12 protein-coding genes and 1 tRNA gene are annotated in these 13,737 nt (G+C 38.7%); all 13 read right to left on the bottom strand.

Annotation, left to right across the window (positions count from 1 at the left end; all coding sequences use genetic code 11):
* Positions 1-160: 160 nt before the first annotated feature.
* The 13 genes from ftsH to yabN all read right to left on the bottom strand — a co-directional run bounded on the left by ftsH (position 161) and on the right by yabN (position 13,737).
* Positions 161-2,170, bottom strand: coding sequence for an ATP-dependent zinc metalloprotease FtsH (gene ftsH / locus KHA93_RS17905; RefSeq protein WP_213111968.1), 2,010 nt, complete (start codon positions 2,168-2,170; stop codon positions 161-163).
* Between the two features lie 180 nt (positions 2,171-2,350).
* A complete protein-coding gene (gene hpt, locus KHA93_RS17900; protein WP_213111967.1) occupies positions 2,351-2,887 on the bottom strand; it encodes a hypoxanthine phosphoribosyltransferase in 537 nt (178 codons plus the stop codon).
* Positions 2,888-2,911: 24 nt separating this feature from the next.
* Positions 2,912-4,318: a tRNA lysidine(34) synthetase TilS gene (gene tilS, locus KHA93_RS17895; protein ID WP_213111966.1), complete on the bottom strand. Its 1,407-nt coding sequence runs from the start codon at positions 4,316-4,318 to the stop codon at positions 2,912-2,914.
* A gap of 473 nt (positions 4,319-4,791) precedes the next feature.
* Positions 4,792-5,736: a serine/threonine protein kinase PrkT gene (gene prkT / locus KHA93_RS17890; RefSeq protein ID WP_213111965.1), complete on the bottom strand. Its 945-nt coding sequence runs from the start codon at positions 5,734-5,736 to the stop codon at positions 4,792-4,794.
* Positions 5,705-6,472 carry a vWA domain-containing protein gene (locus tag KHA93_RS17885; RefSeq protein WP_213111964.1) on the bottom strand — a complete coding sequence of 256 codons (768 nt, stop codon included), beginning with the start codon at positions 6,470-6,472 and terminating at the stop codon, positions 5,705-5,707. Before KHA93_RS17885 ends, prkT begins: the two co-directional genes overlap by 32 nt.
* A 58-nt stretch (positions 6,473-6,530) precedes the next feature.
* Positions 6,531-9,011, bottom strand: coding sequence for a stage II sporulation protein E (gene spoIIE / locus KHA93_RS17880; protein ID WP_213111963.1), 2,481 nt, complete (start codon positions 9,009-9,011; stop codon positions 6,531-6,533).
* 410 nt (positions 9,012-9,421) lie between these two features.
* Positions 9,422-9,495 (bottom strand) — tRNA-Met (locus KHA93_RS17875).
* 306 nt (positions 9,496-9,801) lie between these two features.
* Positions 9,802-10,218, bottom strand: a complete 417-nt coding sequence (locus KHA93_RS17870) for a S1 domain-containing RNA-binding protein (protein ID WP_213111962.1) — start codon at positions 10,216-10,218, stop codon at positions 9,802-9,804.
* Between the two features lie 73 nt (positions 10,219-10,291).
* Positions 10,292-10,696 carry an FtsB family cell division protein gene (locus tag KHA93_RS17865; RefSeq protein WP_213111961.1) on the bottom strand — a complete coding sequence of 135 codons (405 nt, stop codon included), beginning with the start codon at positions 10,694-10,696 and terminating at the stop codon, positions 10,292-10,294.
* Between the two features lie 97 nt (positions 10,697-10,793).
* Complete coding sequence (gene yabQ / locus KHA93_RS17860; protein ID WP_213111960.1) at positions 10,794-11,429, bottom strand: spore cortex biosynthesis protein YabQ; 636 nt, start codon at positions 11,427-11,429, stop codon at positions 10,794-10,796.
* Positions 11,426-11,728, bottom strand: coding sequence for a sporulation protein YabP (gene yabP / locus KHA93_RS17855; protein ID WP_213111959.1), 303 nt, complete (start codon positions 11,726-11,728; stop codon positions 11,426-11,428). The genes yabQ and yabP overlap by 4 nt, the downstream gene beginning before the upstream one ends.
* Positions 11,729-11,977: 249 nt before the next feature.
* Positions 11,978-12,247: an RNA-binding S4 domain-containing protein gene (locus KHA93_RS17850; protein ID WP_213113021.1), complete on the bottom strand. Its 270-nt coding sequence runs from the start codon at positions 12,245-12,247 to the stop codon at positions 11,978-11,980.
* A gap of 23 nt (positions 12,248-12,270) precedes the next feature.
* Complete coding sequence (gene yabN, locus KHA93_RS17845; protein ID WP_213113020.1) at positions 12,271-13,737, bottom strand: bifunctional methyltransferase/pyrophosphohydrolase YabN; 1,467 nt, start codon at positions 13,735-13,737, stop codon at positions 12,271-12,273.

Genomic DNA, 13,737 nt, shown 5'->3' with positions numbered 1-13,737 from the left:
TTTATAGAGACTTTTTTTCTTCAAACATCATACCATAATTGTTTTATTGTGTGTAAATTTATAAACTTCTTGACTGAAGTGTGGCCGGTAGGTAGGTGATAAGACAACTTTCACAACAATCAAAAAAGACACCGAATTTGCATTCGATGTCTTCTTCATTCTATTCCTTATTTTCCTCTTCATTTGAATCGGATGGATCATCTGCTTTTTTCGTTGGACCCATTTTATCAGGTTTGCCTACAGGAGGGTCGATTCGTTCTTCTTTTAACGACATGTCTCCATCGTCCTTCGGCTGAATCGTTACTTTAGGATCTGATGAATCTGGAGTCACCTTAGAAACTGGACGATCTGGAAGAACCCCTTTTTCATAAAGGCTCTGAATTTGATCGGCATCAAGGGTTTCTACTTCAAGAAGTGTTTGAGCAAACAATTCAAGCTTATCACGGTTTTCTCTGAGAATTTTTTCAGCTCGCTTGTAACAATCTTTAATGATGCGTTGAATTTCCATATCAATTTCATATGCAATCGCATCTGAATAGTTTTGTTCATTGTGTAAGTCACGACCTAAGAATACTTGACCGCCTTGCGCTTGACCAAATTGAAGTGGACCGAGTTTTTCACTCATTCCAAATTCAGTGACCATGCGGCGGGCAATTCCTGTAGCACGCTGGAAGTCATTATGCGCACCAGTGGACGCTTCATTGAAGGTAATCTCTTCAGCCACACGACCTCCAAGCAACCCGGTAATTTTATCAAGCAACTCTGGCTTCGTTTGGAAATAGCGGTCTTCCTTAGGAAGCATGACCGCATACCCTCCAGCCTGACCACGTGGAACAATTGTAACCTTATGAACCATATCTGCTTCATCCAATACTAGACCGATAACCGTATGTCCACCTTCGTGATACGCAACAATGTTTCGCTCTTTCTCGGATATGACACGGCTTTTCTTAGCTGGACCGGCAATTACGCGATCTGTCGCCTCATCCACATCAAGCATATCAATCTTCTTCTTATTGTGCCTTGCAGCCACTAATGCTGCTTCATTCAATAGATTTTCCAAGTCTGCGCCTGAGAAACCTGGCGTTCTCATCGCGATTGATTTCAAATTAACTGACTCATCAAGCGGTTTATTTCTTGCATGAACACGCAAGACCGCTTCACGCCCTTTCACATCTGGACGGTCAACCGTAATTTGACGGTCAAAACGACCAGGACGTAATAGAGCAGGGTCTAAAATATCAGGACGGTTTGTAGCGGCTACAATGATGATTCCTTCATTTTCACCAAATCCATCCATTTCAACGAGTAATTGGTTCAATGTCTGCTCGCGCTCATCGTGTCCACCACCAAGTCCAGCACCACGCTGGCGTCCAACAGCATCAATTTCATCAATAAAAATGATACATGGAGCATTTTTCTTTGCATTTTCAAACAAATCACGGACACGAGACGCACCGACACCGACAAACATTTCAACAAAGTCGGAACCACTGATTGAGAAGAATGGCACTCCAGCCTCCCCAGCTACAGCACGTGCTAAAAGCGTCTTACCTGTACCAGGAGGTCCAACAAGTAAAATCCCCTTTGGTATTCTTGCTCCCAACTCCGAGAATTTCCTTGGATCCTTTAAAAATTCCACTACTTCTACGAGCTCCTGCTTTTCTTCATCGGCACCCGCAACATCTTTAAAACGAACCTTTTTCTTTTCTTCCGAATAGAGTCTTGCTTTACTCTTCCCGAAATTCATTACTCGACTTCCGCCACCTTGTGCTTGGTTTAGCAAGAAGAAGAATAGAATAAAGATAATGATGAAAGGTATAATCGTCGTGAAAAACGATACCCAACCACTAGTTTCCTTCGCGGGCTTAACTTCCAATTCAGAGGAAGTTGCGGCATCAATACGGTCTAGCATAGCAGGACTGTTCATCACATATGTGATAAAAAACTCACCTTCTTTAGCTTTTGCTAATTGACCTTTTATTTCATAAACGCCCCGTTCAGGTTGCATTGTATACTTCTTGATATCATTATTTTCCAAATGCATGACGAAATCATTATACGTCATCGGTTTTATTGTTTCATTGCTATTTTTAAACCAACTTAATATCCCCACAAGCACAAGAAAAATTAGAGCATAAAATATTACATTTCTAAAAATCCGGTTCATCCCTTACCTCCTCCCACTTTACGAAAAGCGCATATAAAAATGACTGTATTTTAAATTTTTTCTTATAAAAAAGCTTTCATTTTTAGCTTTTAAAAAAACTATATTCAATAGTATCATAGTAGTTTCTGTGTTTACAACAAATCCACTTCTTTTTCAATATTTTATTCATTATTATTCATTCTAGCCATAAATTTCAGGCTTTAATATCCCAATATAGGGCAGGTTACGATATTTCTCAGCGTAATCAAGACCGTAGCCGACTACAAATTCGTCAGGGACGATAAACCCTACATAATCTGCTTGAATATCTGCTTTTCTGCCTGTCGGTTTATCCAAAAGCGTAACAATTTTGATTGATTTCGCTTTACGGTAGCGAAATAAGTCAACGAGATAGCTTAGTGTCAAGCCACTATCGATGATATCTTCAATGATAAGGATATCTCTACCCTCAACAGGCGTATTTAAATCTTTCAGTATTTTTACTTCCCCAGAAGAAACAGTGGATCTCCCATAGCTCGATACATCCATAAAATCGATTTCTAAATATGTATCAATCCTCTTCATAAGATCCGTCATAAATGGTGTTGCCCCTTTTAGGACTCCTATCGCAAGAGGAAAACGCCCATCATATTCTTCTGTAAGTTTATGTCCAAGTTCAGTTATTTTTGCATTAATTTCTTCTTCTGTTATTAATACTTTTTCAATATCATGTTTCATTCGTCGGTTTCCTCCTAGGAAAAGTTAGTTGCTATAATATATTAGGTAATAATCTTTTTGTAGTACAGGAGGTGTTTCATAGGAAGACTTTTTCAATCCAGGGACCCAGAGAATTTCACCAGTTTGATCAGTGACAATGGGCCATATCGCCCTTTCTTCCAAAGGTATTTTCATATCAATAAAAATATCCTTGATTTTCTTTCTGCCATTCATCCCTTTAACTTTTATTTTGTCTCCATGTTGTCTCGTTCGAATGATTAAAGGAAACTGAATGGATTCCGAGTCGATGATAAGTGTATTCGCATCTGCTTTTAAAGGTAAATGCGAGGCTTTTTCTACACGTATCATTTTACCCTTTGGAATAGCTACTTGATCACCTGCAAAAATTTCGTAATAATAACTACTATTTCGCTCTTGCACCACAAACGTAAATCGGCATAATTCATATGAACGAATTACTTTTAAACCATTTGGGAAATCCAATCTTCCTGACGGATTCTCTCCTTTGATCAACTGTTGTAGTGCATCTATATGTAAAGACGTTAAATCAGGTATGTACTGCTTGTAAAGATAGTTTAATATTAGATGAATCACCCTCCTTTGTAAAGGCAAAGCTATTCCACAAAACGAGGGAATATCTAGAGTTATTTCATCCTCTCCATACTCCTGACACAAATTGTTAAAGGCTTCCTTCGCCAATTCCTGAAAAAACGCTTCATCCTCACTCAACTCTTCACTGAAACGTTGAAAATGTTCAATCACTCGGGGGTTTTCATTTTTTAAAAATGGTAGTACATCAAGTCTAAACCGATTTCTTGTATATTTTTTTGTATCATTGCTTAAATCCCGACGCGGTTTTAGATGATGAGCCTCGCAGTATTCCTCTATTTCCATTTTCGATACGCCCATTAGCGGACGAATCATTTCTTTACCAGACCCAAATGACCTTTTCACTTGAATACCAGCTCTGGAAATTCCACTACTTCCCCTCACAAGCCGCATAAGGATCGTCTCTATTTGATCATCACCGTGCTGACCGACCGCAAGCTTATTTGCGCAAAGTTCTTCCATTACTTTTTCAAAAAATTGATAACGATATTTTCGAGCCGTTTCCTGTAAACCCGTTTTATCGGTAGTCATTTTTGTATTAATATCGATTGAAGCACTTTTAAAGACAATATCTCGATGTTCACAATACTGTTGAACGAAAATAAGATCCTCTTTTGATGCATCTCCTCTTAACATATGATCAACATGAGCAGCTGCAATCTTTATATTAAACTTTGCCGATTGATGATATAGAAAATCAAGTAACGCCAGAGAATCAGGTCCACCTGACACAGCGACAAGAATATAATCTCCCTCTTGAAGCAAGGAATGTTTTGAAATAAAGTTATGCGTTTTTCTCTCAAATTCCAACACAAAAACCATTCCCTTACACTATTGCAGAAATTCCGCCTTTTTCAAAAGCTCTGTCATCCGTTTTTGACTTCAGGCGCTTCCGCTTTTCTTTGTCTAGCTGCAGGCGCTAGGGGCTCGAGGTCAAATAACCTGATGCATAAAAGTCAAAAAACGACTTTTTTGCATCAGAACATCTGCTTGTCGTCCCTATTCAAGCGCCTTCCGCTTTTCTTTGTCTAGCTACAGCGCCTATTGACTAGCATACTTTTTGCCCTCTTCCCTACGATAGTCAACATCGATTCGTCCTATCGGACTCATCGTGTTTCCTTTATCTCAGTCAGAGACCCTAAAGAACGTCGACTAAAACCGCCACGTCCTGTGGCGACGTCGACGGACCCACATCCTGTGGGCCTATACGTCGATGGACAGGCGCCTTCCGCTTTTCTACTTACATGTTACCATTTACTTGTTTGGAAGGAGTAGCTTAAAGCATTAAAAATTACCTATAATATATAGCCATATATGTATAACGTATATAAAATCACGGTAACCAACAGGATCGAAGCTGTTTCAAGAAACGATTTCATTTTATTCTTCTTCGGTTTTTGTACGTACCTTGTAGTACGTTGCTTCTTCGAACGCTCGCCTACGGAGAGAATCATGAGAATCTCTTTTTTCATTTCTTTAGCACTGTCATATTTCCCTAGTAGCGCCTTCATCAAAACTGTTTCAAATTTTATCAAATCTTTATTTCCCTGAATTATAGATGTTAATTGCTTTACACTATTTCCGCTTTTAACAAACCGTTTCGGGTAGTATAAATTAATCATCATCATAGCAGTCGAAAAAAGGTCATAACTTGGTTCAGCTTTTCTAGAACCAAGCCCCCAATAGCCGCGATCGAAAAACTCCGTAAATTCTTTTATAGCGCGCCCCTTCATCGTCGTCCCACCGACATCTATACAACGAATTTTAGGTGTTGGTCCCTCAACAATTAAATTCTCTGGTTTTAAGTCACCAAAAATCCATCCTTTTTGATGGAGACCGTCTAAAACATCTAGCAGTTGGACCATCATTACTCCTGCCCAGGAATGACCTTTTTCCCTAATAAAAGTAAGCAGTTCTGGACCTTTAATATATTCCATTGCATAAAAATGAATTTTTCTTGGACCATTTTCCCAGTCATCAACATCATACAAAGAAGGCCCGAGGGTTGATCCCTGGACCTTCTCAAGTGCTTTTAGGACATTTACCTCTGAGATAATCGAAACACTATCGATACTCATTTTTATAGCTGTGTAACCAAAGCTGCTTTTAGCGAGATACACCACTCCATTTGCACCTGAGCCAAGCTTTTTGACAATCTCATAGCGATTTCTATTCCATTTTCCAACGATTACCGTGCCGCCGGTATATCTACATTGATTCTTCCATGTATTGTTCATCATCACCCGTCAGCAACCCTTTCAAAGAACGCTTTTTCTTGAAATATGATATCGCCTCACGAATGGCCGGACCAGTCGGTGTAATCCCTCCAACAGCGAGCTTTGGAAAAATGCTCGTCAACAGGTCTAAATTAGGAGTCCAATCTAGCAGCCTTTCTACATCTCTCCTTTTCCCGGGAAATATTAACACTGCAAAACGATTATTGCCCATCCTTGCGTTCAAACTTAAAGAAAGGTCTAATAAGGCTTCTTTTACAGTAGGAAGCTTAGACTTCATACTTGCACTCGTATCAATTAATATAACGACCTCTACGTCACTTGTTTCGCCGAGTTCATCCACCACTTCCATCACTTCGCCTCGCTGCTCTGGCGGCAGCTCTTCTAAATCCATCTCTTTCCCTAAAATTTGTCTCAATTCCTTATTTACAACCCCTTGTAATGTTTGGGTCATCGCCTTTCTTGTCACCATTTGTACCGTGTGTGATAATTGCTCCGCAAAAACTACTTGACTAATGCCACCACCGGATGTGGCAATCCCTTCAATTTCCTTTATTCCCTTTTCTTCAATCGAATCATTTTCAACTACACCAATGACGTTTACAGTAATGCCGTGTTCTTGTGCCAGCGCTGCCATTGAAATTGGATTTTCACCTTGGTTGGAACAGCCGTCCGTAATTAACAAAATTTGTTTTAAACTGCCCTTTTTCATGTACTCCCCTCCAGATTTAACAGTTTTCATACAGTGAAACTGTTTCGTTGCTATCATCCTCGCCGGGAGTAACCTTTTTTATACTTCTTTATGATATTTTCATATGTCTACTTTTTACCGGAATGGCAGCCCATTTTGGAGTATTATGCTTTATCGCGACAACAGCAATCGTCATATCATCGGCAATTACTCCAGATCTTGTCCTTATCACTTCCTCCATAATTAAATCTGCAACAGCTTGTGGTTCATCTGTTTCTATTTCCCTTAACTTCCGTTTCATCCATAGCTCATAATTTTCTACATTTTTAGGTCCTTCGAAAATGCCATCGCTCATCATGATGAGTAAGTCCTCTGCACGCAGCTGCTCGGTTACGACATCTACATCAAATTCCTGTAAAATTCCCATCGGTAAATTACCAGATTCAATTTTTAATATTTTATTCCCCCTTTTTATAAAGCTAGGTGTGGAACCAATTTTAAGGAATTTTGCTTGTGCATTATGCAAATCAATCATGGCAAGATCCAATGTTGAAAAAATTTCATCCGTCGTTCTAAGAGATAAAACCGAATTGACTGATTTAATCGCCACCTTTTCTTCAATGCCAGATTTAAGTATCTTTTGTAAAAGCTTTAGCGTTTCACTACTTTCATGATGAGCTCTTTCCCCATTTCCCATCCCATCACTAATCGCCACTGCAAACTTACCGGGACCCAATTCAATCGTGGAATAGCTATCTCCAGATAAAAAACCTCCTCCCTTCGCCGCATGCGCGATACCCGTTTCAACAAGGTAGGCTTTTGCTGATCGAAGTGTTGCGTATGAGAGATCCGACTGGTAATCTTCATACTCTTCTCCCTTTACGACTATTGTTTCGTTTAAAATGTCAGAAAGGATAGGAGCAATTATTTTTTCAAATTCTCCTAAACTACTGGAATGAGGAAGGGTTATATCAATATCGACATTTCCAGGTTCGAGGCTATAAATTTCAATTTGCTCAATCTCTATCCCGAAATCCTGTAATACATCAAGCATCATCTCCTCTTGCCGATGATGACTTTCTTGTTCCCGCTGAATTTCTTTTGCGAAATCCCCCATTACTTCTGACACACCTAATAATTGTTCTGCAACAAGCTTTCTACTTTCCTGCAATTGTACTTTCAATTGCTGGTTTACCTTCATAATCGTAAGTTCCTTATGCATCGCATCCCTCACTTTTTTTGCTTTCGTACAATGCTTGTCAAGCTGTCGATAAACAGGAGAAGAGAGAGTACCCGAAATTTCATCCATATCATGCATAACCGTCCTCATTAATTCATATGTTTTATCAAAGTTGGTACTCCAGCAATTATTACGTTTAAAGCAGTTTTGGCATGTTTTTTCTGTAACATGACTAAGGAATAAATCAAATTCTTGTTCTTCGTTTTTATCATCTTCCCATTTTTCGGGCTGAGAAAAGCTATTGGATAAAGCTTGGAAGACAGATGAGAATTGCTCAACTCTACGAACGGTAATATCTCTAATTTTCCTAGCATATCGTTGTTGGTCTTTTACATGTTCAGGAGTGCCAGGAATAAAACGCGCTAATTTATCGGTCATAATTGATGGAGTGATGAAAAATAGAAATATCGCTGCACATGATTCATATACTGTCAAAGCAAGTGGTGTGTTCGCTTCCCCGTACATTCCAATTAGAACCGTTGCCACCATTAACCCGATTGCTGAACCGATTCGCTTTCCTTCTTTAAGCAGACCACCAAGTAGACCTGAAAAAGCAAGTAAACTCATTTGATAGAGACTAGTAATATTCGCAAGACTGAAAATCAGCCCTGTCACAACCCCAACAGTCGATCCAACAGTCGCACCCGCCGTAAAAGCGAAAAGAAGAACAAGATAACGCGACAGAATATGCTCGATGGATAATTCATATACCGTCCAACCGATCGTTCCCGTTAAAACGGAAGCAAGCAAGATGATCAAACTGATAATTTCTTCCGTCTTTAAAGATTTTTTTCTTTTTTGGGAAGAAAGAAATGGAATGCTTTGCATAAAAATAAAAACAAGGACAAATGCAAGACTAGCTTCAACTCCTGCCATTACACCATCGTAACGAGTGAGTGTTTGGCCATTTTGTACATATTGGAAACCGCATTTCATAAAAAAAGAGATACATAGAACGGCATAAGGCACTATCTTAAAAGCATGTTTGAATAAATTTTCCAGAATTTTATAAGTAATCAGGAATATAACACATAAAATAAAGGTGTACGCAGCATTTCCTATGGAAAGCGTAAGTGAACCAGCTAAGAGACCGAGAAGGACGGACGAGGCCTTGTCTCTTTTGGATAAGTAGACAACGGCGAAGAATGGCAATGCGAACGGAGTTAAATGGGATAATATTAAAGCTCGACCAAGAAGTAGAGAAATGAGAAGCAAGGCAATCCCCTTTTGCAGGAATACATAATCGAGCTTCTGTTGAATGATTTTGAGCTTCTTCGAGATGTCAAACTTATTCTGTTGCAACTCCACATTTCGTAACGGTGTTATGATACTTAGATCTCCTCTTTCCACTTTTAATACACTCCCCACTGTTTATAATAGCTTTCATTATAAAGGGGCTTGTTTTAATATTTTGTCAATTTGATGGGGTTGACTAAAAAAAGAGTTCGACTAATTTGGGCAAAATAAAAAGCGTAAGACTTTCCTACATGTGTAGAATGTCTTACGCTTTGCTCTGCTATTTGGTATTTGTGTTTTATTGTAGCGCCTAGCCCCTCGAGGTCAAATAACCTGAGGCATAAAAAGGCAAAAAAAAGCGCCCTTTTTGCCTCAGAACAATTGCTTGTCGAGGCTAAACAAGGCGCTTTCGCTTTTCGTATTGTCTAGCTACTGCGCCTAGCAGACTTCCTGTCCTTTTCCTACGATAAGTCAAAGGCCTTGAAGTTTGTACGCCGCTGGGCAGGCGCTTTCGCTTTTCGTTATAGCGGCGGAGGGGATCGAACCCACGACCTCACGGGTATGAACCGTACGCTCTAGCCAGCTGAGCTACGCCGCCATGGACCTTATAAAAGGCACAATGTCTATAATACAGACGACTTATAATCTTGTCAATCAAATTTTTACACGAATTGCGAAATTCCTTAATATGTAAAAATGATGTCTACATTGCTATAAGAACAATTGTAGAAATTGTAAAGAATATGAGGCCTTATAGAATTTGTATGCGTTAAATATAAAAACATTTTAAAAAAAACTAATGCTAGTCTACTTATAATCATATCGGCAATCCTTAATAACGAAAAAACTGCCCAATCACTCCTAGTGATATAGGCAGTCCCGTTTATTTAAAACAGACAGCAAGTTAACCTCTTCTTGCTCCTCGTCCACCACGTTTCGATTCCGTATGACGCTTCAATGAAGACAGGCGGTCTTCACTATCTTTCAAAAACTTATTCATTTTTTGTTCAAAGCTTTCTTTTGTACGAACATCATTTACTCGATTTGGTCGTGGACGTGGATTTGAATGAGATTGAGCAGGTGGCTGATCTTTCGCTTTACGGATTGACAAGCCAATTTTTCCGTCTTTCTCAACATTTAAGACCTTTACTAGGACTTCATCGCCAACTTTTAAATGTTCATTGATGTCTTTCACATAATTGTCGGCTACTTCACTAATGTGAACAAGACCTGTTGTGCCTTCGGGCAATTCAACGAACGCCCCAAAATGAGTGATGCCTGTTACCTTACCTTGTAACTTGCTGCCTACTTCGATCGACATAAAAAAAATGATCCTCCTTAAAGTATAAAAAATAAGCCTTATTATACATTATATAGAACTTATAAAAAAAGTGTCAATAAGACACCTTATCTTCTTTCTTTTTCTTTTTTGGCTCTGGTATATTAAAAATAATTTCGCCTTTCTCAGAAAGGAAATACTCACTTCTTGCCAGTTTTGCTATGTAATCATCATCGTTTAGCTTCACAATCTCGTTCTCAAGCATTGTTTGTTTCTTCTCGAGCTCAGCCAACGTTTTTTCCAACTCTGCTTCTTCCTTTTTCTTAGTTTCCAGGACATCTGTTCTAAAAATAAAGGTGGAGATGACCAAATAGGATAACGCCATTGTTAGGATGAGGAAAACAGATAGCCTTCGAATGAGCAGTTTTTTTCTTTTCGCCGTTCTTCTCATGTGGACTTCTTGCTGCTTCATATAGTTCGTTTCTAGTGAAGTGATCGGTTTAATCTTTTTAACTCCCATCCTCCGGCCTCCTTTTTAAAAGAAATGAAAGTATTTTTAATAGGTCTATATTTTTTAAGTTAAGCATTTGCCGGCTAACTCCGGCGCTTCTACTTTTTTAAATACGAAATATCTTTTTTATGAAATGAATCCCTTTAGTCATTACATTCTTGATAATGATAAAATATCCTTCCAAAACATTAAATAATTTTTGAAAAGCCTGCTTAACTTGCTTTGGAACAAGCTGAAGAAGTCCTTTACCTATTAATTTTATCGGATAGAGGACAACCTTTAACACCCATAATAACACTTTTACCATAAATTTTACAAGGGACAAAAGGACCTTCCCCAGAAACAAAAGGGCCCCTATTATAAATAAAACGAGCCATTTGATCGGGGTATAGATAAGTGTGATAAATAACTTATAAAGAAAACGAATGGTTTCTTTCGTCAAATGTATAACTAATTCAAGAACTTTTAAGTAAAACTTCTTCAATAATGCTTGATATGCTGAAAAGCCACAAAGAAGCGCCAAAAGTAAGTAAAAACGAAGTTCTCCGTAATTAACAAGAAATAAGATATAAAAAGCAATTAGCCCATGGATAATCCAAAATAATATATCGTTGACAAAAACGATTAGTTTTTTTCGATTCTTTCGATTTAAAAACCGTTGATACGTGTCGAGAGATGCGCCAAAAAAGCTTCCCATGGCGATCATGGAAAGCATTGTATAAAACTGAGTAGATAAACTCATCGAAACAACTTCCCAAAGAATCCTTTTGCTTTCTCACCGTGGTGATCATCTAGATAGACAAGGTCATATATTTTCCCTTTTATAGAAACAATCCCCTTATCAACATCAAGGTTTTTCATTTGCAAATTCTGGCCACGAATGGCCAAAAAGCCCATCGATGTTTCTAACAAGAATTCTTCATTATCGAAGCTTTCTACTTGCTTCACCCCTGTAATATCGAGGATTTTTCTTCCTCTCATCACAACATCGTGTTCAGGCGGTGTTCCTTTTGAAGGCATAGATTCGTAATATTGGTTCATTTTCATCCCTCATTTTCGTACTAATTTTGTTTAATACATATGAGGGAAAATAGGATTATAGAACAAGCTGTACGAAAAGCGAGAGGGACTCGATCAGCGGCTACAAGCAAATAACCTGAGGCAAAAAGTCCGTATTTTGACTTGTATCCCTCAGGTTATTTGATCGAGCTCCTAGCATCTGCAGCTAGACTAGTCGAGCCGATATTGACTTATCTCTCGTTTACTAGCCAGGTATTTGAACTTTAGAACCTAAAGGTCGTCTCCTGCAACCTTTTCTTCTTTTAACACTGTGTACATATTAGCAGCTTCTTCTTTTCTTGAAGATTCTTGAAGTACGTCTATTTGGACTGTTACTGTTTTTTGGCCAAAACGAATTTCTAGTTCATCTCCAGTTTTTACGTTGGAGCTAGCTTTCGCAATTTGTCCATTGATTGTAATTCTACCTTTATCCGCTACTTCTTTTGCGAGAGTGCGCCTTTTAATTAATCGTGATACTTTTAAAAATTTATCTAAACGCATTGTTGCCATCTATTTCACTCCTCTTATAATCCTGCTTTTTTTGCATCATTCCAAAATTGATCAAGCTCTTCTAGACTGTATTCCTCAAAAGGTTTCCCACTCTCATGCACTTTTGCTTCTATGAAAGAAAAACGGCGTAAAAACTTTTCATTTGAGGTTTGCAGCGCTTCTTCCGGATGAAGACCAAGCAGTCTAGCTACGTTTACCATTGCAAATAGTAAATCGCCTAATTCCAAAAGCTGCTCATGCTTATTTCCATTCGTCAATTCATCCTCAAATTCCTGCATTTCCTCTTTTACTTTTTCCCAAGCCTCTTCAGGAGCACCCCAATCGAAGCCGACTTTTGCCGCGATTTTTTGGTACTCATAGGACCTCAACAAAGCAGGTAAACCCTTACTCGTTCCCTCTAGTAGAGACTTTTTATGTTCTGTTGAACTTTTTTCCTTTTCCTTGATTTTTGCCCAATTCGCAACCACTTGTTCAGAGTCTTCTGCTTGAACATCTGCGAATACATGGGGATGACGACGGACCATTTTTTCACTAATACCAGCAATGACATCTTCTATCGAAAACATTCCTTCATCTTCACCAATTTGCGCATGAAGCATGATTTGCAACAATACGTCTCCCAATTCCTCAATCATGTTCTCTATATCATCTCGATCAATCGCATCAAGCAGTTCATACGCTTCTTCTATTAAAAATTTTTTCAAAGATTCATGTGTTTGTTCTTTATCCCATGGACACCCGTCAGGTCCTCTAAGTTCCGCAATTATATCCCTCAACGTTGAAAACTCTTTATACGAAAGCTCTCGTGTAGTAATTGGCGGTACGTAAAGGCTTGTTAAATTATTCAGCTTCATTTGCCTGTCTAGTTCATATAAAGGAATTTTTGAAATCTGCTCCAATGTACTGCCCGCCGCAGTGACCATAACAACCTCATAATCATCCGGATATTTCTCCATTAGCGTCAATTTTACATCGGACGCTACGAAAGTATCATAAACTTGAGCAATAATTATATGTTGATCAATCCTAATTTGCTCTTTTTGGAGCATCGTCCCGTCAAGCAACTGAAAGCCTTCTACCGGGTCCACTTTTACAGTTGCAAACAAACTATCTAAAAAACTTTGGCCGCCGCCTATTTTTATTTCGATGCCACGCAAAGGACCTTGCTCTATTAACAATTGAACCGTCCTCTCCGCTACCATTGGGTGTCCAGGGACAGCATATATGACCTTTTCAGTCTCCGCCATTTTTAAAAGCGTATCGGTTATTTCCTCATATACGGCTTCAAATTGATCATGTTTTTCATATACTTCATCGAATGATTCAAAAACGATTTCTTCACGAACCAATTCTTCCACAACAGGATGCTCTTTTGTTCTTAACATTAGACGGCCACCATGCTTCAATAATTTATAAACTCCAAGCGGTAGCTGATCTAAATCACCTGATCCAATCCCGATAATTACTATTTCCTTTTCCAT

This window comes from Lederbergia citrisecunda (assembly GCF_018343695.1).
Classification (GTDB): Bacteria; Bacillota; Bacilli; order Bacillales; family Bacillaceae_C; genus Lederbergia; species Lederbergia citrisecunda.
The sequence above is the reverse complement of the archived record's forward strand: the minus strand, read 5'-3'. Positions and strand labels throughout refer to the sequence as shown.